This window comes from Streptomyces sp. NPDC050085, from assembly GCF_044460595.1.
GTDB lineage: Bacteria > Actinomycetota > Actinomycetes > Streptomycetales > Streptomycetaceae > Streptomyces.
The window spans coordinates 1,162,346-1,185,372 of record NZ_JBITJZ010000001.1; the positions used below are offsets into that span (position 1 = coordinate 1,162,346).

General features: G+C 70.6%; 22 protein-coding genes. 5 read left to right on the forward strand and 17 right to left on the reverse strand.

Annotation, left to right across the window (positions count from 1 at the left end; all coding sequences use genetic code 11):
* The first annotated feature begins 39 nt into the window (after nt 1–39).
* Together ACIBUY_RS04950 and ACIBUY_RS04955 are read left to right on the forward strand one after the other, a co-directional pair.
* Entirely contained in the window at nt 40–207 is a 168-nt protein-coding gene (locus ACIBUY_RS04950) for a hydrophobic protein (protein WP_365567796.1), read from the forward strand.
* A 34-nt stretch (nt 208–241) separates the two neighbouring features.
* A complete protein-coding gene (locus ACIBUY_RS04955) occupies nt 242–415 on the forward strand; it encodes a CsbD family protein (RefSeq protein ID WP_365567793.1) in 174 nt (57 codons plus the stop codon).
* Nucleotides 416–507: 92 nt separating this feature from the next.
* On the opposite strand, the gene ACIBUY_RS04960 is transcribed toward ACIBUY_RS04955, so the two are convergent.
* The 5 genes from ACIBUY_RS04960 to ACIBUY_RS04980 all read right to left on the reverse strand — a co-directional run bounded on the left by ACIBUY_RS04960 (nt 508) and on the right by ACIBUY_RS04980 (nt 5,565).
* Nucleotides 508–1,548 (reverse strand): fatty acid desaturase family protein, encoded by a 1,041-nt coding sequence (locus ACIBUY_RS04960; protein WP_399152158.1) that lies wholly within the window; start codon nt 1,546–1,548, stop codon nt 508–510.
* 120 nt (nt 1,549–1,668) lie between these two features.
* Complete coding sequence (locus ACIBUY_RS04965) at nt 1,669–2,757, reverse strand: ferredoxin reductase (RefSeq protein WP_399151827.1); 1,089 nt, start codon at nt 2,755–2,757, stop codon at nt 1,669–1,671.
* 360 nt (nt 2,758–3,117) lie between these two features.
* On the reverse strand, nt 3,118–4,107 hold the full coding sequence (locus ACIBUY_RS04970) for a slipin family protein (RefSeq protein WP_399151828.1): 990 nt from the start codon (nt 4,105–4,107) through the stop codon (nt 3,118–3,120).
* 452 nt (nt 4,108–4,559) lie between these two features.
* Nucleotides 4,560–4,763, reverse strand: coding sequence for a cold-shock protein (locus tag ACIBUY_RS04975; protein ID WP_098750155.1), 204 nt, complete (start codon nt 4,761–4,763; stop codon nt 4,560–4,562).
* A 172-nt stretch (nt 4,764–4,935) separates the two neighbouring features.
* Nucleotides 4,936–5,565 carry an SMI1/KNR4 family protein gene (locus ACIBUY_RS04980; protein ID WP_399151829.1) on the reverse strand — a complete coding sequence of 210 codons (630 nt, stop codon included), beginning with the start codon at nt 5,563–5,565 and terminating at the stop codon, nt 4,936–4,938.
* A gap of 190 nt (nt 5,566–5,755) precedes the next feature.
* Here ACIBUY_RS04980 and ACIBUY_RS04985 point away from each other — a divergent pair, with 190 nt between their 5' ends.
* From ACIBUY_RS04985 to fxsT, 3 genes are all read left to right on the forward strand, one after another.
* A complete protein-coding gene (locus tag ACIBUY_RS04985; RefSeq protein WP_399151830.1) occupies nt 5,756–6,970 on the forward strand; it encodes a metallophosphoesterase in 1,215 nt (404 codons plus the stop codon).
* A gap of 82 nt (nt 6,971–7,052) precedes the next feature.
* Entirely contained in the window at nt 7,053–7,532 is a 480-nt protein-coding gene (locus tag ACIBUY_RS04990; RefSeq protein WP_399151831.1) for a hypothetical protein, read from the forward strand.
* On the forward strand, nt 7,529–10,654 hold the full coding sequence (gene fxsT / locus ACIBUY_RS04995) for an FxSxx-COOH system tetratricopeptide repeat protein (RefSeq protein ID WP_399151832.1): 3,126 nt from the start codon (nt 7,529–7,531) through the stop codon (nt 10,652–10,654). Before ACIBUY_RS04990 ends, fxsT begins: the two co-directional genes overlap by 4 nt.
* Before the next feature lie 11 nt (nt 10,655–10,665).
* Here fxsT and ACIBUY_RS05000 read toward each other — a convergent pair whose 3' ends face one another.
* From ACIBUY_RS05000 to ACIBUY_RS05055, 12 genes are all read right to left on the reverse strand, one after another.
* Nucleotides 10,666–11,961, reverse strand: coding sequence for a sulfite oxidase (locus tag ACIBUY_RS05000; protein WP_399151833.1), 1,296 nt, complete (start codon nt 11,959–11,961; stop codon nt 10,666–10,668).
* A gap of 95 nt (nt 11,962–12,056) precedes the next feature.
* Nucleotides 12,057–12,635: a sugar kinase gene (locus tag ACIBUY_RS05005; RefSeq protein WP_365567768.1), complete on the reverse strand. Its 579-nt coding sequence runs from the start codon at nt 12,633–12,635 to the stop codon at nt 12,057–12,059.
* A 42-nt stretch (nt 12,636–12,677) separates the two neighbouring features.
* Entirely contained in the window at nt 12,678–13,823 is a 1,146-nt protein-coding gene (locus ACIBUY_RS05010; RefSeq protein WP_365567765.1) for an ROK family glucokinase, read from the reverse strand.
* A gap of 264 nt (nt 13,824–14,087) precedes the next feature.
* On the reverse strand, nt 14,088–14,960 hold the full coding sequence (locus tag ACIBUY_RS05015) for an ATP-binding cassette domain-containing protein (RefSeq protein WP_365568056.1): 873 nt from the start codon (nt 14,958–14,960) through the stop codon (nt 14,088–14,090).
* Entirely contained in the window at nt 14,927–15,970 is a 1,044-nt protein-coding gene (locus ACIBUY_RS05020; RefSeq protein WP_365567762.1) for an ABC transporter permease, read from the reverse strand. Before ACIBUY_RS05020 ends, ACIBUY_RS05015 begins: the two co-directional genes overlap by 34 nt.
* Nucleotides 15,967–16,971, reverse strand: coding sequence for a sugar ABC transporter substrate-binding protein (locus ACIBUY_RS05025; RefSeq protein WP_365567759.1), 1,005 nt, complete (start codon nt 16,969–16,971; stop codon nt 15,967–15,969). Before ACIBUY_RS05025 ends, ACIBUY_RS05020 begins: the two co-directional genes overlap by 4 nt.
* A gap of 140 nt (nt 16,972–17,111) precedes the next feature.
* A complete protein-coding gene (locus tag ACIBUY_RS05030) occupies nt 17,112–18,119 on the reverse strand; it encodes a sugar ABC transporter substrate-binding protein (RefSeq protein ID WP_399152159.1) in 1,008 nt (335 codons plus the stop codon).
* Between the two features lie 131 nt (nt 18,120–18,250).
* A complete protein-coding gene (locus ACIBUY_RS05035; RefSeq protein ID WP_365567756.1) occupies nt 18,251–19,018 on the reverse strand; it encodes a GntR family transcriptional regulator in 768 nt (255 codons plus the stop codon).
* 78 nt (nt 19,019–19,096) lie between these two features.
* The gene (locus ACIBUY_RS05040) at nt 19,097–20,083 is read right to left on the reverse strand and encodes an ABC transporter ATP-binding protein (RefSeq protein WP_399151834.1); all 987 of its coding nucleotides are present in this window, start codon (nt 20,081–20,083) and stop codon (nt 19,097–19,099) included.
* Nucleotides 20,080–21,144: an ABC transporter ATP-binding protein gene (locus ACIBUY_RS05045; RefSeq protein WP_399151835.1), complete on the reverse strand. Its 1,065-nt coding sequence runs from the start codon at nt 21,142–21,144 to the stop codon at nt 20,080–20,082. The genes ACIBUY_RS05040 and ACIBUY_RS05045 overlap by 4 nt, the downstream gene beginning before the upstream one ends.
* Nucleotides 21,141–22,034 (reverse strand): ABC transporter permease, encoded by an 894-nt coding sequence (locus ACIBUY_RS05050; protein WP_399151836.1) that lies wholly within the window; start codon nt 22,032–22,034, stop codon nt 21,141–21,143. Before ACIBUY_RS05050 ends, ACIBUY_RS05045 begins: the two co-directional genes overlap by 4 nt.
* Nucleotides 22,031–23,017 carry an ABC transporter permease gene (locus ACIBUY_RS05055; protein ID WP_365567746.1) on the reverse strand — a complete coding sequence of 329 codons (987 nt, stop codon included), beginning with the start codon at nt 23,015–23,017 and terminating at the stop codon, nt 22,031–22,033. The genes ACIBUY_RS05050 and ACIBUY_RS05055 overlap by 4 nt, the downstream gene beginning before the upstream one ends.
* Nucleotides 23,018–23,027 lie beyond the last annotated feature (10 nt).

Genomic DNA, 23,027 nt, shown 5'->3' on the forward strand with positions numbered 1-23,027 from the left:
CGGAATCCAGGAACACTCCCGCGCTCTGGAGGCCCGGCGATGTTATGGCTCCTTCTCCTTCTGCTGATCCTCGTGGTGTTCGGGTTCGGCTTCACCCTGCAGTTCCTGTGGTACGTCGCGGCCGCACTGCTGATCTTCTGGCTGGTCGGCCTCGTGATGCGCGGGCGCAGCGGGGGCCGACGTCGATCCGGCCGCCGGCGCGGCTGACCCACCACCCATCGGACGATCTGAGGACGACACCATGAGCGCAGGACAGACGATCAGGCACAAGGTGCAGGCCGTCAGGGGCCGGATCACGGAACGCTTCGGCAGGAACACCGGCAACGGTCGGCTGCGGAGGCGGGGCAGGACCGACCGGATCTCCGGAAATCTCAAGCAGTCCGGAGACAAGGCCAAGGGCGCCTTCAAGCGCTGACACGACCGACCGACCGGCCCCGTCCCATCCGGTCCCGTCCCATCCGGTCCCGTCCCATCCGGTCCCGTCACGTCACATCCCGTCCGTGGACGTCATTTCCCCGGTACAGCGAAGCGCAGGATGCGCCCCCAGGTGGAGCCGTACTGTCGCCACAACGGCCCGGTGACGTACGGAATGCCGTACTTCTCGCAGAGTTCCCGCACGCGCGGGGCAATCTCGGCGTAGCGGTTGCTGGGCAGGTCGGGGAAGGCGTGGTGCTCGATCTGGTGGCCGAGGTTGCCGCTGAGCACGTGGAAGAGCGGGCCGCCCTCGATGTTGGCCGAGCCCTGGATCTGCCGCAGGTACCACTGTCCACGCGTCTCGCCCTCGACGTGCTCCTCGGTGAAGGTCTGGACGTCGCCGGGGAAGTGGCCGCAGAAGATGATCGTGTTGGTCCACAGGTTGCGCACGGTGTTGGCGGTGACGTTGCCGAGCAGGCAGGGCAGGGCCGAGGGCCCGGCGAGCAGCGGGAAGAGGACGTAGTCCTTGGCGAGTTGGCGGGTGGCCTTGGCGAGGAACCCGGTCAGGTCGACCCCGAAGGACCGCCACGTCTTGCGTCCCGCGGCGACGGCGTCGGGCTCCAGGTCGTACAGCGCGATGCCCCATTCGAAGAACGGGGCGAGGACGAGGTTGTAGAGCGGCTGGGCGAGATGGCGCGGACGCCAGCGCTGATCGGCGCTCATCCGGAAGACGACGTAGCCGAGGTCCCGGTCGCGGTCGACGACGTTGGTCCAGGTGTGATGCACGTGGTTGTGGGTGCGTTTCCATGCCTCGGCGGGGGTGAGGAAGTCCCACTCCCAGGTGGTCGAGTGGATGGCCGGGTCGCCCATCCAGTCCCACTGGCCGTGCAGGATGTTGTGGCCCAGCTCCATGTTCTCGAGGATCTTGGCGACGGAGAGCATGGCCGTACCCGCCACCCAGGCGGGCGGGAACAGCGAGACGGCCAGCGCCGTCCTGCCTGCCGCCTCCAGGCCGCGCTGGGTGGCGATCACGGTACGGATGTACCGGACGTCGTCGTCGCCGCGCGCGGCGACGACCTCGGAGCGGATGCGGTCGAGCTCCGCCCCGAGGTCCTCACTGAGCTCCGTGCCCAGCTCCGTGCCGAGCTCCGTGCCGAGCTCCTTGCTGGGATCCTTGCCGAGGTGCCTTCCGGGGGTCGTCCCGGTGGAATCGAGAGGGGTCGCTGTCACGGGGACTCCTAGGTGGCTGGGTGGCTATGCGTCGAGGACCAGCGGTCCGGCCGCCGCCGAGACGCAGGTCTGGATCATCCGGCCGGTCCGTTCGTGCACTTCACCGGTACGCAGGTCGCGCACGCGGCCGTGTGCCAGCGGGGTGAGGCAGCCGAAGCAGATACCGCGTCGGCATCCGTACGGCATCGCCACACCCGCCGACTCGCCCACGACGAGCAGCGGTGTCGTGGCGTCCGCCGTGGTCTCGGCGCCGGTGCGCGTGAACAGGACCCGGCAGCCGGGGCCGGCGTCGGGCTCCGCCGGCAGGACCGGTGTGAGCCGGAAGCGCTCCACGTGGAGACGCTCGCCGAGGCCCGCCCGGGACCACTGGCCCTGCACCGTGTCGAGCAGGCCGGCCGGGCCGCAGGCCCACGTCTCACGCTCCCGCCAGTCGGGGCAGAGCCGGTTCAGGTCCTCCGGGGTCAGCCTGCCGTGCTGCCGGGAGTGGTGTTCGTAGTGGTCGAGCCAGTCCAACTTCCGTCGCGCCGTGTGCAGTTCGGCGCGGAAAATGCTGTCCCGGGCACGGGGCGCACTGTGCACCAGCACGACGTGGGGGTGCGGGGCTCGACGACTCATGAGCGTGCGCAGCATGCCCATGGCGGGGGTGATGCCACTGCCCGCGGTGACCATCAGGATGCGGGGCGGGAGCCGGTCCGGCAGCACGAACTCCCCCTGCGCCGGGCCGAGTCGAAGGACCGTGCCCGGAAGGGTCCGACGGACCAGCTGCGGCGACACCGTGCCGCCGGGCACCGCCTTGACGGTGATCGTCAGGAGCCCGTCCTCCTGACCCGGCACCGAGGTGAGGGAGTACGTGCGCCACTGCCACACGCCGTCCACCTCGATGCCGACCGGCAGGTACTGCCCCGCGCGGTGCCCCGACCAGCCCCGGCCGGGCCGGAGGCTGAGCGTGGCGGCGTCCGCGGTCTCCGGGCGCACCGCTGTCACCCGCCCCACCGGGAAGCGGGCACCGAGGAGGGGGTTCACCAGTCCGAGATAGTCGTCCGGGGTGAGCGGGCTGGTCAGCCAGGAGGCGGCGGTCAGCAGTCCACGTACGAGAGCGGGTACGGCAGGCATCCACAGAGTCCTCTCGTCTCACAGCACGAGGAGTGCTGCGTACGTCGAGTCGTCCCGGGCCCGGCGGAAGCAACGAAACCACGCCTGCGCGAAGCGATGCGCGGCCAGGAGGCTCATCCCGCCACGCGCGATCTGCGACGTCCCTCGAACGGATCACCGCGCGGCGCGGTGGACTGCGAGGAGAGGTCAGGACAGGTCTGGTGGAAATGACCGGAAGACAGTGTCGGTTGCCCGTCGCCCGACCACCGCAGGGAGCGGCCGACGGGCGCTCCGGTCCCCGCAGGAGCCCTCACCGGCCACACGAAAGCCGCCCCCGCTCCCGGGCTTGCCCGGGAACAGGAGCGGCTCCGTCCGGAACAGTCAGCCGCCGAGGGCCCCCTCGGCGTCGCGCCGCGTCGGCCAGTTGTCCCGCCGCTCCCGGGCCACCTCCGCACGGCCTGCGGCCGGCTCTCCGGGCAGGGACACCGACCGTGCGAGCGCCGGTACGGGGGTGGCGGGCTCCGGGATCACGGCCCCTGCGGTGAGCGCGGCGTGCCGGTCGCTGCGGCGCTCCCGCCGTCCGTCGGACTCGGCGGCGCGGTCCCCGCCCTGGTTGCTCTGGTGCTCGAAGAAGCGGAGCATCTCCACGGGGAACGGCATCACGAGGGTGCTGTTCTTCTCGGCGGAGACGTCCACCACGGTCTGCAGCAGGCGCAGTTGGAGTGCTCCGGGAGTGTCGGCCATGGTCGCGGCGGCATCGGTCAGCCGCTGGGACGCCTGGAACTCTCCGTCGGCGGCGATGACCCGCGCGCGGCGTTCCCGCTCGGCCTCGGCCTGCTTCGACATCGAGCGCATCATCGACTCCGGAAGGGCGATGTCCTTGATCTCGACCCGCTCGATGCGCAGCCCCCAAGGCTCCTCGGTGGGGGCGTCCATCACCTTCTTGAGTTCCGCGTTGATGTGGTTGCGATCGGAGAGCAGGGTGTCCAGGTCGGCCCTGCCGATGACCGAGCGGAGGGACGTCTGGGCGATCTGGGAGACGGCGGCGCGGTAGTTGCGCACGTTCACCAGAGCCTTGACGGGGTCGATGACCTTGAAGTAGACGACCGCGTCGACGGTCAGCGTCACGTTGTCGGCCGTGATGGAGCCCTGCGGCGGGATGCCCAGGACCTCGGTCTGTACGGACACCTTCCGCATCCGGTCCCCGATCGGCCGGATGACACGCAGGCCAGGACCTCGGATGTCCGGCAGCAGGCGCCCGAAGCGGAACACCACGCCCTTCTCGTACTGCTGAACGTTGCGCAGACTCAGGGCCAGCAGGACCAGCCCGGCCACGGCGCACACCACCAGCAGGGTGATCAGAACACCCATGGTTCTCACGTTCCTTACGTCGATTGACGGTCCCGGGCCCGAACGGCCCGGGAAGCACACGGCACGGCGGGTCCCGGCCGGTCGTCGGAGAGGGTGCCGGGGTCTCGGGCCGAGCCGGAAGGAATCCGGAGGAAGGCGCAAGCGGGCGTACTTCGTGGACGTACCGGGCGTACTTCGTGGACGTACATCGTGGGCGAACTTCGTGAGAACGACGTACGGGAAACGGTCGCGGCCATGGAGCGAACCCTGCTCCGGACCGAACACGGTCGGCACGGCGTGATCAGATCGCCGAAAGCGACAGAGGCAGGGAAGCCGGTGCGCGAAATACCCTCGGTAACACCAGCGTACTCCGTCGACGGTCACAACCGTCCGGCCCGGCAACTGCAACTGCGCTGCCTGACGCACGATGCCCGCCTCGGAAGACCGAGGCGGGCATCGCGGAGTTGGCCGGATCAGGCGGGAGTGATGTTCTCCGCCTGCGGGCCCTTCTGGCCCTGAGTGATGTCGAAGTTCACCTTCTGGCCCTCCTGCAGCTCACGGAAGCCGGAGGCGTTGATGTTCGAGTAGTGGGCGAAGACGTCCGGGCCTCCGCCGTCCTGCTCGATGAAGCCGAAGCCCTTTTCCGCGTTGAACCACTTGACGGTACCGCTGGCCATGTGTCCTCCAAGGGGACTCGAAGTCGCCTCCCGCACTTCGCGGGAGGCGGAGGTGGTCGTCCTGGTCCTCAGAGACGCTGAACAGCAAGCTGCCCGTGAACTCGCGTCCACGGGCGGTACTTCGGAACCACGACTGCTGAGTTGGACGCTACACGGCCCCGTGCGGTCGAAGCTACGGGCAACGGGGAGTACTCCGTCCAAAAGCGTCGCCAATCCGCGAACGGAACGGACCTTGCTGCGGAAAACCCCTCGTACGGACCTGCGCCGTGACTCGTCGGCGCCGTCGGCCGCGGTCGTCTCCTCGACCGATCTGCCGGGTCTGCTGGATCAGGCTTCCTGCCATTCCAGGAAGCCCTGGTCGTCCACGCAGGGCTCCCACTCGCCCCAGATCGGGAACCCGGACGAAGAGGAGGTTTCCGCTCTCGTCGTGGCAGACGGGAATCCAGCGTGGATGCCACAGGGGGTGGTCGCCGGGCAGTGAGCGCGGGTACTGGCCCGGGTTCTGCGCGTGCTTGGTCGTCCCCTGTTGAATGCGGCGTTCGTCTGCCGTCCGCCACGCCACATATTCGCGGCGGATGATGTCGGTGCTGCTGAACCGGTGGAAGCCCGGGAGCACGAATTCGCCGGAGCCGTCATGGCGCAACAGCGCGTCTTTGATTTCGCCCGGAAGCGCGCCGCCGAGGTGCGCTTCCAGATCCCGAAGGGCGTGCTCGCTTGCGGCTCCGGGGAGTGAGGCGAAGGTGGCCGGCGCGTTGCCCCTCAGCCAGGCTTCGATGTCGGCCCAGGCGTCCGCGGGTGTCATGGCGACATGCTGGCGTGCTCCGGTAGCGCCCACCAGTAGGTTCGCGTGATCTCGTCAGGGAGTTGGTCCTGCCGCTCCCTGTCCTGGAGCACGGCCGATGCCGCGCTGAGGAAGGCGCGACGGAGTTCCGGATCCGGGCAACGGCGATAATGTGCGCGCTTCGACAGTCCGGATACTTGAGGTGGGAAGCGTGACCGACACCAGCGAGGCCCGATCCGCGGACGGTACGGCGCAGGCGGATGAGCAGAACCGTCTGCGCCGCCTGATGCGCTACCTGCCTGCGATCGCCCCCATCCTGCTGTGGACCGTGCCCTGTTGGGTGCTGCTGCACGCCGGGCAGCACTGGCCGCTGCCCGTGGCAGTGGGCGGCACCGTCCTGTTCGTGCTCGCTCTGATCGCCATGCCGGTCGCCATGGTGCGCGGCCACGGCCGGCGGCAGCAGGACCGCGCGGCGATCGTCGGGGACTCCCTCCTCGGGACCGGCTGGGTCCTGTTCACCTGGTCCGTCGTGCTCGGCATCCTGCTGCGCCTCGCCCTCACCCTGGCCGGGGTCGGAGACGGGCAGGGCCGCGCCCGGATCGTCACCTGGGCGGTGCTCGGCACGGCCGTCGCGCTGCTCGCCTGGGGGTACGTCGAGGCCCGCCGGGTGCCGCGGGTGCGCCGGCTCGACGTACAACTGCCGCGCCTGGGCGCCGGGTTGGACGGCACCCGCGTCGCCCTCATCACCGACACCCACTACGGGCCGCTCGACCGTGCCCGCTGGTCGGAACGGGTCTGCGAGGTCGTCAACTCCCTCGAGGCCGATCTGGTCTGCCACACCGGTGACATCGCGGACGGCACGGCCGACCGCCGCCGCGCCCAGGCCACCCCGCTCGGCACCGTGCGGGCCACCCACGCCCGGGTCTACGTCACCGGGAACCACGAGTACTACAGCGAGGCCCAGGGCTGGGTCGACCTGATGGACGAACTGGGCTGGGAGCCGCTGCGCAACCGCCATCTGCTGATCGAGCGCGGCGGGGACACCCTCGTGGTCGCCGGTGTGGACGACGTCACCGCCGAGTCCTCCGGCCTGGCCGGGCACCGTGCCCACCTCGAAGGAGCCCTGGACGGCGCGGACGCCAAGCTGCCCGTTCTACTCCTCGCGCACCAGCCCAAGTTCATCGACCGGGCCGCGGCGGGCGGCGTCGACCTGCAGCTCTCCGGCCACACCCACGGCGGTCAGATCTGGCCGTTCCACTACCTCGTCCGCCTCGACCAGCCCGCCGTCGCAGGCCTCAGCCGCCACGGCGAGCGCACCCTCCTCTACACCAGCCGCGGCACCGGCTTCTGGGGCCCGCCGTTCCGCGTCTTCGCCCCCAGCGAGATCACCCTGCTCGTGCTGCGCTCCCCGAAGCCGTCCAGCTGATTCAGCCGATCCAGCCGATCCAGCCGATCAATCCGATCTGCACGTCTCGTCGTTGTTGTTGTGCAGATGTACAGACTTGACCATGTTTCTGGCGCAACCATGGGCCATGACGGTCTGGCTGCGGATGTCGTGGTGGGGGCTTGCTCTGCTGGGAGCGGGGGCGGCCGTGGGGTTGTTGGTGTGGGTGACCGCCGCGCACCCTGATGGGTCGGGGCAGACCTGGGGCGTCGCCGGGTCCGTGGCCGGGGTCGCCGCACTCGGGGTCTCGCTGTGGCAGCTGCGCACGCCGGCGCCCGGGCCCGCGCCCGCGCCCGCCCCAGTCGTGCCGCCCGTGCCGCCCGTGCCGCCCGTGCCGCCCGCGCCGCCCGCGCCGGTGATCGCGGACGGATGCGCGATCGCGGCACGGGGGAACGTGACGAATAGCTCGACCCGGTACACCGGGCCGGTTCCGTCCGAACCCGCGGAGCCGCCGCACAGTGGTGAGTCGGGAGTCGTGAGCCGGGACGGCTCCATCGCGGCGGGCGGGGACGTCCATGATTCACACACCGAGCGCCTGCCATGATCGGGAACCCCGGGGAGGCGCCGGTCCGGCCGGCGGGACCCGCCGGGGTCGCAGCGAGCCGCGGCGGGATCGGCGCCGGTCGCGACGTGAACAACGCGGTGACGCAGTACGTCGAGCGGTTGATCATGCTCCCGCCGGAGGCGAACACGCCGATCCCCGACGACGCCGCGCAGGGCGGGGTGTCGAACATCGGCACCGGCCTCTTCGTCGGCCGCGTCGATGAACTCGGCTCGCTGGACGAGGCGTTCGCCCGCCCCGGCGAAGTCGTCGTCCATGCCGTGCACGGCCTCGGCGGGGTCGGCAAGTCGGCGCTCGCCGCTCGGTGGGCGGCCGGACGGCACGAGAAGGTGCGGTGGTGGATCACCGCCGACAGCGCTGCCGCCGTCGACACGGGGTTGGCCGCGCTGGCGGGGGCCCTGCAGCCCGGACTGATCGGCCTGCCCGCGGAGTTGCAGTCCGAACGGGCGGTGGCCTGGCTCGCGTGTCACGACGGATGGCTGCTCGTCCTGGACAACGTCGAGGACCTCCGGCACATCCGCCCCCTCATCGGCCGCGTCCCGGGCGGCCGGGTCCTGGTGACCACCCGCCGCGCGACCGGCTGGCACCACGACGCCACCGCCATCCACCTGGGCGTGTTCGAACCGGCCGACGCCGTCGACCTGTTCACCCGCATCCTCACGCATCCCGGCACCCACGACACCGACGGCGCCGACGCCGTGTGCGAGGAACTCGGGCACCTGGCCCTGGCGGTGGAACAGGCCGCCTCGTACTGCGCCGAGACCGGCACGGTCCCCCGCGCCTACCTGGACATGCTGAAGCAGTGGCCCGCCACGATGTTCGCCTCCGGCACGCTGGGCGGCGACTCGGAACGCACCATCGCCCGGATCTGGCACCTCACCCTGAACCGTCTGGACGCCACCCCGCTCGCCGCGGACGTCCTGCGGATCCTGGCCTGGTACGCCCCGGACAGCATTCCCCGGAGCCTGCTCCACGGTCTCGCCGAACCTCCCCGGCTCGCCACCGCGATCGGCCATCTCACCGCGTACAGCATGCTCACCGACAACCACGACGGCACGGTGACCGTCCACCGTCTCGTCCAGGCCCTCGCCCGCACCCCCGATCCCGAGGACCCCCACCGCACGCCCGCCCTCATCGAACCGGCCCGCCGCGACGCCACCGCTCGGCTGCGCGCCGCCCTGCCCGACTCCTGGGAAGATCCCGCGTCCTGGCCGGTGTGGCGCACGCTGGTGCCCCACATCGCGGCCCTCGCCGCGCAGGCATCTCCCGAAACGGACACCGCCGACACCCTCGCGGTCCTCAGTCAGGTCGGCCTTTTCGTCGATGACCAGGGCTCCACACAGAGCGCGATCGCCTACCACGCACGCGCCCTGACCGCAGCCCTGCGCGTGCTCGGCGCCGATCATCCCGACACGCTGAGCTCGCGCCAGAACCTCGCCGAGGCCTACAAGTCAGCAGGGGATCTGGACCGCGCCGTCCCGCTGTTCGAGCAGAACCTGACGGACCGGACCCGGGTACTGGGTCAGGACCACCCCGAGACCCTCGACACTCGCCACAGCCTCGCCAACTGCCGGGGCGAGGCGGGGGACCTGGCAGGAGCCGTGGACGAGCTCCAGCGGCTGCTCATCGACGCGAGGCGGGTGCTGGGCGATGACCGACCCGACGTCCTTGCAGCCCGGGGAAACCTCGCCGCCTGGCGAGGGAGGGCGGGTGACCTGGCAGGAGCCGTGGACGGTTTCGCGCAGTTGCTGGCGGACCGGATACGGGTGCTGGGGCAGGACGACCGCAGCACGTTCATCACCCGGGCCAACCTCGCCAACTGGCAAGGGGAAGCAGGGGATCCGGCCGGGGCCGCGCACAGCCTCGGGCAACTGCTACCGGACCAGATACGGGTGCTCGGCCACGACCACCCCGACACCCTCATTACCCGGGCCAACCTCGCCAACTGGCAAGGAAAGGCCGGGGATCCAGCCGGGGCCGCGCACAGCCTCGGGCAACTGCTACCGGACCAGATACGGGTGCTCGGCCACGACCACCCCGACACCCTCATTACCCGGGCCAGCCTCGCCAACTGGCAGGGGGAAGCAGGGGATCCGGCCGGGGCCGCGCACAGCCTCGGGCAACTGCTACCGGACCAGATACGGGTGCTCGGCCACAACCACCCCGACACCCTCACCACCCGGGCCAACCTCGCCAACTGGCAAGGGGAAGCGGGAGATCCGGCCGGGGCCGCGCACGGGTTCGGGCAACTGCTCCTGGACCATGTGCGGGTGCTCGGCCACGACCATCCCCACACCCTCACCACCCGCTACAACCTCGCCTACTGGCTGATCACCCGCGGCCGGGAGCTGATCGAGGCCGGAATCCGCTCCTCCACAGAGGAAGGAAGTATCGAAGTGCCAGGTACCGAAAGCCCGGACGCATCCTCATGGTTCACCCAGGCCCTGCTCTGCTTCGAGGAGGCGCTCGAACTCACCGACCCCGTGGAGAATCCCGGGCTCTACGGGATCATCCAGCACGACATCGCTGAAACGCACCGCGCCGCGGGCGATCTGAGGACAGCCGCCACACACTACCGGCTGTCCCTCGAACACCAGCAGGCCGGCGACGACCCCGGCAACCTCGTCACGACCATGATCGCCCTCGGGGACTGTCTGATCGGCTGTGGCGAGCTGACGCAGGCGCGCGCCGCCATGGACGAGACCCAGGACTTTCTGGGCCAGGCGGCGCACGCCATGGAACCCGCACGGCGTGCCGTTCGCCTTCACGGCCTGGGCCAGTCCTACGAGCTGCTCGGGAGCCGTGGTCAGGAGACCGCCTACGACAAGGCCCTCAGCAATTACCAGGAGGCACTCGGGCTGATCCCCGTCGAGAACGACCCGGTCTCCTACGGCACCGTGCTGCAGAACATCGGTGATGTGCACAGGGCCCAGGACCGCTTGACCGAGGCGCATACGTCCTACACGGAGGCCGCCGACCACATGCGCCGCGGCGATTCACCCCAGCGGAATCTGGTGTCCGTACTGCTGGACCTAGGACGCGTCCGCCGTCGGATCGGCTCACTCCATCCGGAGACCTCGCCGGACGGCGACGGCGCCCGCTGAGGGTCCGGTGCTCAGACGACGGTGACCGCGTGGCGCACCACCGCGTCGAAGAGGTAGCCCTGGGTGTTGGGGACCGTCGCCGGTGGCTGCGTGCGGCCCGTCGTGTCCGTGGCGCGGGCCAGGAGCGTGGCCGGGCCCTTGGCCGTCGGGTGCCAGCGCGTGGACCAGCGGACCCAGTCGGCGCGGCGCGGGGTGTCGTGGAGGTGGGCGCGGTGCCAGGTGGCGCCCGCGTCCGTGCTGATGTCGACGCGCGCGATGGTGCCCGCGCCGGACCAGGACCGGCCGGTCAGACGGTGGCCCTGGTGTGCCGCAAGGCTTGCGTTCCACGGCAGTTCGAAGGCGGACTTCAGGGTCTGGCGGCTGAGCGGTGCGCTGCCCCCGGCCGGGTAGGCGTCGCCGAACAGGCGGTAGAAGTCGGTGTTCCAGGGCGAGAAGAGGGGCGTGCGCGACACCTCGATGTCGCCCACCCACTTGATCGACGCGATGCCGACCCAGGACGGGACGACGACGCGGACCGGGGCGCCGTGGTCGGGCGGGAGGGGCTCGCCGTTCATCTCGTACGCGAGGATCACGTCGTCGAGTGCCTTGGCGACGGGCAGGGGGCGGCGGACGCGGCCCAGGTTCGTGCCGTCGGCGGTCACGTAATCGGGGTCGAGGCCGCGCGGCAGGATGTCGACCGCGTCGCGCCGGATGCCCGCGAGGCGCAGGACGTCGGCGAGCCGGGCGCCGCGCCACCTGGCCGAGCCGATCGCGCCCAGGGTCCATGCGGTGCCGGTGGCGGACTGGCCCTGCTGGCTGGTGAAGAAGCTGCGGCCGTTACCCGCGCACTCGACGAAGGCGGAGCGGGTGACGGCGGGCAGGCGCTTGAGGTCGGACAGGGTGAACGCCCGTTCCGCTCCGGCCAGTCCACTGCCCCAGATCTTCAACTCCCAGGTTGTGGGGTCGAGTTGGGGCGTCACCGTGTGGTTGCGTACGAAGAAGTGGGAGACCGGCGTGTGGTGGCCGGTGTCCGCGAGGGCCGCGAAGTTGGTCTCCGCGTTCGTGCCGCGCACCGTGAACCACTCCTCGGGGAGCGGCTTCGCGATGCCGGGCGCGGCCGGGGTCGCGGCGCGCGCCGTGGCCGGGAGCGCCGCGGGCAGCCCCGCCGCCAGGCCCGCGGCGGCGAGCAGCCTCAGCAGGTCACGGCGGGCCACGCCGTCGGCGCGGGCCCGGCCGGTCAGCCACTGCCGTAGTCGGCGCCGGTCGTACTCGGCCTCGTCGACTGCCGTGTCTACTGCCGTGTCGGGTGCGTCAGTTGGGGTCGTCACGCGGCGAGTGTAGGAAGGTCGTCGCGTCGCGGCCCAGGGCAACTCCCGTACCGCAATGCGCTGTTCACACGAGGGCGTACGGATCGACGGACGGATCAGGGGTGTGTGGTGGCCACGACGAACACCATGGGGTGGTCGGCGTTGGAGCGGTTCACCATGACGCTCTGCGTGGGCTTGGGGTCCTTCTGGGTGTTCGTGAGGCCGTACCAGGGGCCGGGGCCCGTGAACTCCCAGCCGGCGACGTCCTGGTCGCGGTCGCTGATCGCGACGTCGTCCTGCTTCAGCGCGGACGTGCTGGTGCCGATGTCCTTCAGGAACTTGTCCAGACCGTTGTTGTTCGTGAGGAACTGGGCGTACAGGCGGCTGACCTTGTAGTTGTTCGTCTCGTAGTACGCGACGTCGCGGGAGCCGTCGGGGATCGGGATCTCGTACAGGCGGCGCTGCACCTTGGACGGCCAGCCGATGGTGAGGCCCGTCGCCGAGTACTTGGCCTCCTTGTCCTTGCCGCTGTTGCGGCTCTGGTTCGCGGAGATCACCAGGTATCCGGCGGGGATGCCGATGAGCAGCACGATGGTCAGGAGGGTGAGCGCGCGGCGGCGGATCACGCGGCCGCGGTCCTCGGCCGGGCGTGGCTTCTCGTCGGGGGACGAGGGCTGGCGTGGCACGGTCGTCATGGCTGGCATTCCTGTCGCTGTTCCCTGTTCCCGCCGGGCCGGCTAGCCCTGGTCCTCGGCGCCGTCGCGCGTGCGGGTGTACCGCTCGTAGCGCTCGTACCGCTCCACGCGGCGGCGCTTGGCCCGGCGGAAGCGGCGGGCGACGAGGCGGGCCAGGTCCGCGGCGCCGACCATGCCGGCCTCGGGGCCGAGCTGGGCGCGGGCGATACGGGCCTCGGGGCGGTAGCCGCGGCCGGTGAGGTGGCGCTTGAAGGCGTCGCGGGCGGGGCCGATGAGCAGGTCGTCGGCGGCCGAGACGCCCCCGCCGATGACGAAGCAGGACGGGTCGAGGGCGGCGGCAAGGTTGGCGATGCCGACGCCGAGCCACTGGCCGATGTCCTGGAGCAGCTCGACGCACATGGCGTCGCCCTCGCGGGCCAGCTCGGTGATGAGGGGTCCCGTGATGTCGGGGACGTTGCCCTTGACCCGCTCGATGATGTTGTACGCGACCGGGGAGTCGGCGGCGGCGAGCTCGCGGGCCTCGCGGACCAGGGCGTTGCCTGAGCTGTACTGCTCCCAGCAGCCGCGGTTGCCGCACGGGCAGCGGTGCCCGCCGGGGACGACCTGCATGTGGCCGAACTCGCCCGCGACGCCGAACTTGCCGCGTTTGACCTGGCCGTCCTCGAGGATCGCGCCACCGATGCCCGTACCGAGCGTGATCATCACCAGGTGGTCCTCGCCGCGGCCCGCGCCGAAGCGCCATTCGGCCCAGGCGGCGGTGTTCGCGTCGTTGTCGACGAGGACGGGGACGGAGAGGCGGCCCGCGAGGCGGTCCCTGAGGGGTTCGTTGCGCCAGGACAGGTGCGGGGCGAACAGGACGCGGTTGCGGTCCGCGTCGACCCAGCCGGCCGCGCCGATGCCGACCGCGTGCACGTCGTGCCGGTCGGACAGGTCGAGCACCAGCTCGGTGATGGTGTCCTCGACGACCTTGGGGCTCTTGGACTTGTCCGGGGTCTCCGTGCGGAGCGTCTCCAGGATGGTGCCGTCCGCGTCCACGACTCCGGCCATGACCTTGGTGCCGCCGATGTCGATGCCGACGGTGGGGACGCGGGGGGCGGTCAGGTGCGAGCGGCGTTCCCGGGTGCCGACCGTCCGCAGGACGGTGGCCCGTGCGCTGCCACGGTGTGCGAGGTCGCGGTAGGTGCTCATTGCGGCGATTCTGCCTCACGGCCCGGCTCCGCCGCATGCCGGGTTTGCGGGTGCGGGGCCGCGCCTCTTGGCCGTAGGGGCTTCTCCTGCGTGGGCGGCCGCAGGCTGTTCGTGGCTTCTCGCGCCCCGCGGCGGAGCCGCCAAGGACACGGCCCCGCGCCCCTGGGGATGGCTGCGCGCAGCGCATGCCTTCAGGGGCGCGGGGAACTGCGCGAGAAGCCCCACGGGAGGCGCGGCCGCCCACGCACCGGCGGAGCTACGGCGCTATTTCTCGGCCCCGTCGGGCCCATGGCCGCCAAGATGCGTGGGCACCGGCGCCCGTTCCAGTTCGTGACGGAGGTCGTCGAGTTCGCTGCCGCCCGCCATTTGGCGGGTCAGCTCGTCGAGGGTGATCTCCTCGCGGGTGTGGCTGCCGAACATCGCGCCGCGCTTGAGGAGGACGAAACGGTCGCCGACCAGGTACGCGTGGTGCGGGTTGTGGGTGATCAGGACCACCCCGAGACCTGCGTCACGGGCCGCCGCGACGTACTTGAGGACGACGCCGGACTGCTTGACGCCGAGCGCCGCGGTCGGCTCGTCGAGGACGAGGACCTTGGCGCCGAAGTACACGGCGCGGGCGATCGCGACGCACTGGCGCTCGCCGCCGGAGAGCGTGCCGATGGGCTGGTCCACGTCGCGCAGGTCGATGCCCATGCGGAGCAGCTCGGCGCGGGTGGTGCGGCGCATCAGATCGACGTCGAGGCGCTTGAAGGGGCCCTTGCCCTTCGTGGGCTCGGAGCCGAGGAAGAAGTTGCGCCAGACCGGCATCAGGGGGACGACGGCGAGGTCCTGGTAGACCGTGGCGATGCCGCGGTCCAGGGCCTCGCGGGGGTTCGCGAGCTTCGTCTCTTCGCCCTCGATGGAGAAGGAGCCGGAGTCGTGCCGGTGCAGGCCCGCGATGATCTTGATCAGCGTCGACTTGCCGGCGCCGTTGTCGCCGAGGACGCAGGAGATCTCGCCCGCGTTCACGACGAGCGAGACGTCCTCGAGTGCGCGGATGTTGCCGTAGTACTTGCTGACGCCGGCCAGCTCGACCAGCGGAATACGGTCCTCAGGGGTGGTCGTCACTTGATCGCCTCCGCGCGCTTGCGGACCCAGGCGTTGAGCAGGGTCGCGAGGAGCAGCATCGCTCCGAGGAAGAACTTGAACCAGTCCGAGTTCCACTCGGCGAACACGATGCCCTTGCTGGTCATGCCGAAGATCAGGGCGCCGATGGCCGCGCCGACCGCCGAGCCGTAGCCGCCGGTGATCAGACAGCCGCCGATGACGGCCGCGACGATGTAGATCAGCTCGTTGCCGACGCCCTCGCCGGACTGCACGACGTCGTACGAGAAGAGGAGGTGCTGGCCGGAGATCCAGGCGCCGAACGCGACGCCCATGTAGAGGCCGATCTTCGTCTTGTTGACCGGGACGCCGACCGCGCGGGCCGCGTCCAGGTCGCCGCCGACCGCGAAGATCCAGTTGCCGATGCGGGTGCGCAGCAGGATCCAGGTGGCGACCAGGATCAGGGCGAGCCACCACAGGATCGTGATCTTGAAGTCGACGCCGCCGATGGTGATGGTCGAGGCGAAGACGTCCTTGGCTGAGGAGAAGCCCTCCATGTCCGAGATGGACTTGGTGGAGACCGTGCCGCTGATCAGCTTGGTGAAGCCCAGGTTCATGCCCGTCAGCATCAGGAACGTGCCGAGCGTGACGATGAAGCTGGGGAGTTTCGTGCGGGTCAGCATGACGCCGTTGAAGACGCCGATGGCGAGCGTGACCAGCAGGGACACGCCTACGCCGACCCAGGTGTTCGCCGTCATCTGGTAGCTGAACATCGACGAGATCAGCGCCGAGGACGTGACCAGGACGCCCGCGGACAGGTCGAACTCGCCGCCGATCATCAGCAGCGCGACCGGGACGGCCATGATGCCGAGGGTCGAGGCCGCGTACAGGACGGTCGCGAGGCTCGCCGCGCGCAGGAAGCTGTCGGCGAAGATCGCGAAGAAGACGAAGACGGCGACGGCGCCGACGACCGAGCCGAGCTCGGGGCGGCCCATCAGCTTCTTCCAGGGCGAGGTCTTCAGCAGCCGCTCGTCGAGCTGTGGCTCGGGAGCTGTCGTCGTCATCGTGTCCCCCGCTTCGCGTATTCCTCGAGCTCGGCGGCCTGGTCCTTGGTGATGATCTGCGGACCGGTCAGGACCGGCTTGCCGCCGCCGAGCACGTTGGCGTTGTACCGGTAGAGCCACAGCAGGTCCACGGCCTCGTACCCCTGGAGGTAGGGCTGCTGGTCGACGGCGAAGCCGAGCGAGTCGTCCTGGAGGCCCTGGGCGACCTTCTCGTTCAGGTCGAAGGTGTCGATCTCGGCCTTGGAGCCCGCGTCCTGCTTGGCCTTGACGGCGGTGGCGGCGAACGGGGCGCCGAGCGTGACCACGGCGTCGATGGACTTGTCGGCCTGCAGCTTGGCCTCGATGGAGGACTGCACGTCCGGCATGTTGGTGCCCTCGACGTACAGGTTCGTCATCGTGCCGTCGAAGGTGTCCTTGGCTCCGGCGCAGCGCTGCTCGTGGCCGACGTTGCCCTGCTCGTGCAGGATGCACAGGGCCTTCTTCTTGCCGCGCTTGTTGAGCTCCTCGCCGACGGCCTGTCCGGCGATCGTCTCGTCCTGGCCGATGTGCGTGAGCGCGCCGAACTGCTTGGACTCCTCGGAGCCCGAGTTCACGGTGATGACGGGGATGCCGGCCTTCTCGGCGCGGGCCACGGCCGCCTTCATCGCGTCCGGCTTGGCCAGCGTGACGATGATGCCGTCGACCTTCTTGTCGACGGCGGCGTCGACGAGCTGCGCCTGCTGGTTGGCCTCGTCGCTGTGCGAGTAGAGGAAGTTGATGTTGTCCTTGACGGCGGCCTGCTTGGCGCCGTTCTGGACGATGTCCCAGAAGGTGTCGCCGTCGCCCGAGTGGGTGATCATGGCGAAGGTCCAGCGCGGCGTGTTCACCGCGGCCTTGCCCTGGGCCTGCTGGGCCTTCCTCGCGTCCTCCGCCCGCTTGCCGCCGGTGCTGCTGCACCCGGCCAGCGTGAGGCCGAGTGCCCCCGCTACGGCGATGCTCACCCAGGTCCGAAACCGTGCCACGAGGCCGTGCCCTTCTTGGTCTGCTGCGTCGTACACCGGGACCGACGACGAGCCGGTCCCGGTGGACCGTTTGCCGGTCCTTGGGGACCACTTTGCGGTCCCAAACGCACAAGTATGGGTCACGGGGATCATCCAACGGTTCACCGGGTACCGCGCGCGGTGTACTTCTCCAGCTGCGGTACGTCCTTCTCGGTGACCAGGGCGGGTCCGGTGAACACGGGCTTTCCGCCGCCGAGCACGTTGCCGTTCGTCTTGTACAGCCACAGTTCGTCCACCGCCAGATAGCCCTGCAGATACGGCTGCTGGTCGACGGCGAAGGAGACCTCCTTGGCCTTGAGCCGCTTCACGACCTCGGCGTTCAGGTCGAAGGTGGCGATCTCGGCCTTGCTGCCCGCGTCCTCCTTGGCCTTCACCGCGAGGGCGGCGATGGGGGCGCCGAGGGCGACGATCGCGTCGATGGACCGGTCGGCCTGCAACTTGGCCTCGATGGTGGACTGGGAGGCGGGGGCGTTGGTGCCCTCCACGTTCACTTCTTCGAGGCTGCCCTTGAAGGTCTTCTTCACGCCGGCGCAGCGCTGCTCCAGGGAGACGTTGGCCTGCTCGTGGATGACGCAGACGGCCTTCTTCCTGCCCTCCTCGGTCAGCTTGGTGCCGACGGCCTCGCCGGCCACGGACTCCTCCTGACCGATGTGGCTGAGTGCGCCGAACTTCTGCGAGAACTCGGAGCCCGAATTGATCGACACGACCGGGATGCCCGCCGCCTTCGCCTTGCCGAGCACCGCCCGCATCGCCTCCGGCTTGGCGAGCGTGACGATGATCCCGTCGACCTTCTTGTCGATCGCGGCCTGGACGAGCTGGGCCTGTCCGCCCGCCTCCTTGTCGTTGGAGTAGAGGAGGTCGACGTTGTCCTTGGCGGCGGCCTGCTTGCCGCCGCTGCGCACGATGTCCCAGAAGGTGTCGCCCTCGCCCGCGTGCGTGACCATCGCGATCTTGAGGCGGGGGGTGTCGACGCCCTGGCCGCCCTTCGTGCCGTCCGGCTTGTCCGCACCGTCTTCGGAGGACTTGCCGCCCGAGCCGCTGCATCCGGCGGCGAGGGCGATCACCGCGACGAGGGCCGCGGCCGTGCGGGCTGTTCGGGTCGTGAGCATCGTGGGCATGGCGAGCGCCACCTCTCCTCCGGCCGCCCGGTGCGGCTGGAGGAGTTTGTAGCGGGGTCCCGCGGCAGCGTCAATGACTTTGTCAGAACATTCGGACTACGTACGCGTACGGTGCCCAACCGCTAAGCACGGACGAGGAGTTGGAACTCGAAGGAGTAGCGCGAGGCCCGGTACGTGTGCGAGCCGAACTCGACCGCGCGGCCCTTGTCGTCGAAGGTCGTGCGCTGCATCGTCAAAAGCGGCGCCCCCTCGGGCTCGCCGAGCCGCTCGCCCTCGGCGGCGGTGGCGGCCCGGGCACCGACGGACTGGCGGGCGCTGTGCAGGGTGATCCCGGCGGCGCGCATCAGGCGGTACAGGCCGGTGGCCTCCAGGCGAGTGTCGTCCAGGGCGAGCAGGCCGGTGGGCAGGTGGTTGCAGAGGTACGCGACCGGCTCGCCGTGGGCCAGGCGCAGGCGCTCGACGCGGTGCACCTGTTCGCCCTCGCCGAGCGCGAGCGCGGCGGCGATCTCGGCGGGGGCGGGGACGAGGGTGTTGGTCAGGACGCGGGTCTCGGGACGCTGGCCGGCCGCCTCCAAGTCGTCGTAGAGACTGGACAGTTCGAGGGGGCGCTTGACCTGGCTGTGCACGACCTGGGTGCCGACGCCGCGGCGCCGGACGAGCAGCCCCTTGTCCACGAGGGACTGGATGGCCTGGCGGACGGTGGGCCGGGACAGGCCGAGGCGGCCCGCCAGCTGGATCTCGTTGCCGAGCAGACTGCCGGGCGTCAGGGCGCCGTGCTCGATCGCCGCTTCCAGCTGCTGGGAGAGCTGGAAGTAGAGCGGGACCGGGCTGCTGCGGTCGACGCTGAGTTCGAGCGGGACGGTGGGGTCGTCGGCTGCGGGTTTGGCCACGGGGCGAGAGTAGCGGCGGGGGATGTTGACGGGAAGTCCTGAAGTTCGATTGTCCGGACAAATCAAGAAGGCAGGCGCTCACGGGCCCGTGCCCTCCGCGTGCAGCCAGCACCTCGCCTCGTGGCCGCTCGCCGCGATCGGTACGACGGGCGGGCGGCGCGCGCAGCGGTCCATGGCGAACGGGCAGCGGGCCCGGAACCGGCACCCCTCCCCGCTCTCCTCCTCCCGTACCTCTGCGGTGCGCGTACCCCGCGCTGCGAGCCGCGCCGCCCGCTCCTCCCTGGCCCGCTCGCGGGAGCCCGCCGCGCCCGGGGCGGCGGAGGCGAGGAGCTGGGTGTAGGGGTGGCGGGGGCGCAGGATCACCTCGTCACTGGGGCCGCGCTCGACGATCTGGCCGCGGTACATGACCATGACGTCGGCCGCGAAGTGCCGTGCGGTGGCGAGGTCGTGGGTGACGTAGAGCAGGGCGAGCCTGCGCTGTTCCTTCAGCCGGTCCATCAGGGCGAGGATCTCCAGGCGGATGGAGACGTCGAGCATGGACACCGGTTCGTCGGCGAGCAGGACGGCTGGCTCAGGGGCCAACGCCCTGGCTATGGCGACGCGTTGGCGCTGACCGCCGGAGAGCTCGTGCGGCCGCTTGCGGGCCACGTCGGCGGTCGGGCCGAGGTTCACGGAGGCGAGCAGTTCCGCCGTGCGGGCTTCGACGTCGGCGCGGGTGGCGCGGCCGCTCACCAGGAGGGGCCTGCGCAGGTGGTGCCCCACGGTGTGCGCCGGGTTGAGGGAGGCGAAGGGGTCCTGGAACACCATCTGGACGGCGCGGCGGTACGCACGGTCGCGCACGCCGCGGGCTCCACCGAGCCGGATCTCTCCCGCGCTCGGCACCACCAGGCGCGACAAGGCACGGACCACGGTCGACTTGCCGCTGCCGCTCTCGCCGACCAGGGCGAGGGTGTGACCCGCTTCCAGCGCGAACGTGACCTGGTCCACGGCGCGCAGGGACGCGGTGCCCCGGCGGGTGAAATCGACGGTGAGACCGTCGACTTCCAGTACGGGCGTCTCCGTCATGGCCGGCTTCTCTCGTCGGGGGAGATGGTGTAGGCCCCGGGGTTCCGCCCCGGGCTGCGATCTTCGATCCCCGGCGGGGCTTGAACGAGATGGCACGCCACCCGCGACCACCCCGCCCCGCACCGTTCCAACCGGGGCCGCTCCGCCCCGCACCGGCCGAAGACGGACTCGCAGCGGTCGGCGAACGCGCACCCCGCCGCCTCGATCCGGAGGTCCGGCGGCGCCCCCGGTATCCCTCGCAGGTCCCGCCGCTCCCCCGTGAGCGCGGGGAACGACCTCAGCAGCCCCCGCGTATACGGATGGACGGCCCCGCCTGCCGCGACCACGGCCGTGTCGGCGTACTCGACGATCCGTCCCGCGTACATCACGGCAAGCCGGTCGCTGATCTCCAGGAGGAGGTTCAGGTCGTGCGTGATGAAGACGACGGCGAAGCCGAGGCGCTGCCTCAGCGCCTCGACCTCGTCGAGGATTTCGCGCTGGACCACGACGTCGAGCGCGGTTGTCGGCTCGTCCATGACGACGACGTCCGGGTCGAGCGCGAGAGCCATCGCGATCGAGACGCGCTGACGCATCCCGCCGGACAGTTCGTGCGGATGGGAGCGCAGGCGGGAGCCGTCGATGCCGACGAGTTCGAGCAACTCCCCAGCCCTGGCGCGGCGTTGCGCCCCGTCCATGGCGGGCCGGTGCGCGCGGAAGATGTCATCGAACTGGCGGCCCACGGTCGTCACCGGGTTCAGGGCGTTCATCGCGCTCTGGAACACCATGGCGAGGCGGGTCCAGCGCACCGCCCGCAGCGCCTCGCCGTCGAGGGCGTACAGATCCTCGCCGGCGAGCGTGACGGTGCCGCCCGCGAGCCGTCCCGGTGGCTGCAGCAGACGCGCGAGTGCGTACGCGAGAGTGGACTTGCCGCAGCCCGACTCCCCCGCGATGCCGAGGACTTCACCGCGGCGCAGCTCGAGGCTGACGTCGCGCACCGCGTGGGTGGGGCGCCCGTCGCCGGAGTCGTAGACGACGTCGACGTGGTCGGCCGCGAGGACCACCTCCGTGTCCGTGGGCGTCATCGGTGCCTCCGCACACGCAGCCGGGGGTCGAGGATCTCGTCGAGTCCGAAGCTGATCAGGGAGAGGGCCGCGCCGAGCACGGCGATGGCGAGGCCCGGCGGGACGAACCACCACCAGGAGCCGCCGGCCAGCGCCTCGGCGTTCTGCGCGAAGTAGAGCATCGTGCCCCAGGTGAGGTTGTTCGGGTCGTCGAGGCCGAGGAAGGCGAGGGCTGCCTGGGTGAGGACCGCGAAGATGACGGCGAAGATGAACTGTGAGACCACGATGGCCAGTTCGTTCGGGAGGATCTCCACGAGGACGATCCGGCGGCGGCTCTCCCCGTACAGGCGCGCGGCGAGGACGTAGTCGCGGGTGCGCAGGGACAGCGTCTGTGCGCGCAGCACACGCGCCGAGGCCGCCCAGGTCGTCAGGGCGATGACGAGGATCGTCGCGCCGGTGCCGCCGCCGACGTACGCGGCGACGACGATGACCAGCGGCAGGCCGGGGATGACGAGGAAGATGTTGCTGAGGAGCGAGAGCGCCTCGTCGGTGAGGCCGCCGACGAAGCCGCCGCCGATGCCGATGACCACGGACACCGCGGTGGCGACGAGCGCGGACGCGGCGCCGATCAGCAGGGTGCCGCGGGCGGCGACGACGAACTGGGCGAACACGTCCTGGCCGGTCTGCGTCGTGCCCAACCAGTGGGCGACGGACGGGCCTTGGCCCAGATCCTGGCTGACGGTCTGCGGGTCGCCGAGGAACAGCGGGCCGATCAGCGCCGTCAGGACGAAGAGCGCGACGACGGCGAGGCCCACGCGAAGGCGGCCCGAGCGCAGGGCCGCGCGCAGCCTGCCGGAGCGTGCGGCCGCGGCGCCCGGCGGCGCGGCGAGGGCGGTGGTGGGTGCGGTCATGACGTCACCTGCCGGGTGCGCGGGTCGATGAACGAATAGACCAGGTCCACCAGGAAGTTGGCCGCGAGGACCGCGAAGGTGATCATGAGGAAGATGGCCTGCATCAGGGGGTAGTCGTTGTTGGTGACGGCCTGGAGCAGCGTGTAGCCCATGCCGGGGTAGGAGAAGACGATCTCCATGACGAGCGAGCCGCTGACGATGAAACCCAGGGTGATCGCGAAGCCCGCGACGGACGGCAGGACCGCGTTGCGGGCCGCGTACCGGATCATCACCGTGCGCGGGCGAAGTCCCTTGGCCTCGGCGGCGATCACGTAGTCCTCGGCGAGCGTCGAGACCATCATGTTGCGCATGCCGAGCATCCAGCCGCCGACCGAGGCGATGACGATGGTGGCGGCGGGCAGCACCCCGTGCTGGACCGCGGAGCCGATGAAGTGCGCGTTGAACCCGATGTCGTACGTCTCGTCGTAGCCGCCGCTCGTCGGGGCCATGGGCCACACCTGGGTGAACGCGTAGAGCAGGATGAGCGCCGCCCAGAAGTACGGGATCGCGGCGAGGAACGTCGCGGACGGGACGAGGGCGTCGAGGCGGCCGCCGCGGCGCCAGCCCGCGAGCGTGCCGAGCGTGATGCCGAGGACGACGCTGAACAGGGTGGCGAGTCCGACGAGGACGATGGTCCAGGGCACGGCGTGCACGACGACGTCGCTGACCTTCGTCGGGTAGTACGTGGTGGACAGGCCGAAGTCGAGGCGGAAGAGGGAGGAGAGGTAGTCGCCGTACTGCTGGACGATGTTGCCGTGGCCGAGGCCCAGCATCGCGGCCATGGCCTCCTCCTGGCCTTCGGTGACCGGTCCGGTGGCCGCCATGCGGGAGATCATCAGCTGCACCGGGTCGCCCGGGATGAGGCGCGGCAGGGCGAAGTTGAGGGTGACGGCGATCCAGGCGGCGATCGCGTAGAAGCCGAGCTTGCGGAGCAGGTAACGCACCGTGCGCGCC

Excerpts from the sequence above, each read along its gene's own strand:
- ACIBUY_RS05050 (WP_399151836.1), bottom strand. The coding sequence starts at position 22,034 with ATGACCGCACCCACCACCGCCCTCGCCGCGCCGCCGGGCGCCGCGGCC.
- ACIBUY_RS04965 (WP_399151827.1), bottom strand. The coding sequence starts at position 2,757 with ATGCCTGCCGTACCCGCTCTCGTACGTGGACTGCTGACCGCCGCCTCC.
- ACIBUY_RS05040 (WP_399151834.1), bottom strand. The coding sequence starts at position 20,083 with ATGACGGAGACGCCCGTACTGGAAGTCGACGGTCTCACCGTCGATTTC.
- ACIBUY_RS05005 (WP_365567768.1), bottom strand. The coding sequence starts at position 12,635 with ATGACGACCGTGCCACGCCAGCCCTCGTCCCCCGACGAGAAGCCACGC.
- ACIBUY_RS05045 (WP_399151835.1), bottom strand. The coding sequence starts at position 21,144 with ATGACGCCCACGGACACGGAGGTGGTCCTCGCGGCCGACCACGTCGAC.
- ACIBUY_RS05020 (WP_365567762.1), bottom strand. The coding sequence starts at position 15,970 with ATGACGACGACAGCTCCCGAGCCACAGCTCGACGAGCGGCTGCTGAAG.
- ACIBUY_RS04975 (WP_098750155.1), bottom strand. The coding sequence starts at position 4,763 with ATGGCCAGCGGTACCGTCAAGTGGTTCAACGCGGAAAAGGGCTTCGGC.
- fxsT (WP_399151832.1), top strand. The coding sequence starts at position 7,529 with ATGATCGGGAACCCCGGGGAGGCGCCGGTCCGGCCGGCGGGACCCGCC.
- ACIBUY_RS04980 (WP_399151829.1), bottom strand. The coding sequence starts at position 5,565 with ATGACACCCGCGGACGCCTGGGCCGACATCGAAGCCTGGCTGAGGGGC.
- ACIBUY_RS05030 (WP_399152159.1), bottom strand. The coding sequence starts at position 18,119 with ATGCTCACGACCCGAACAGCCCGCACGGCCGCGGCCCTCGTCGCGGTG.
- ACIBUY_RS04950 (WP_365567796.1), top strand. The coding sequence starts at position 40 with ATGTTATGGCTCCTTCTCCTTCTGCTGATCCTCGTGGTGTTCGGGTTC.
- ACIBUY_RS04970 (WP_399151828.1), bottom strand. The coding sequence starts at position 4,107 with ATGGGTGTTCTGATCACCCTGCTGGTGGTGTGCGCCGTGGCCGGGCTG.
- ACIBUY_RS05010 (WP_365567765.1), bottom strand. The coding sequence starts at position 13,823 with ATGAGCACCTACCGCGACCTCGCACACCGTGGCAGCGCACGGGCCACC.
- ACIBUY_RS04990 (WP_399151831.1), top strand. The coding sequence starts at position 7,053 with ATGTTTCTGGCGCAACCATGGGCCATGACGGTCTGGCTGCGGATGTCG.
- ACIBUY_RS04955 (WP_365567793.1), top strand. The coding sequence starts at position 242 with ATGAGCGCAGGACAGACGATCAGGCACAAGGTGCAGGCCGTCAGGGGC.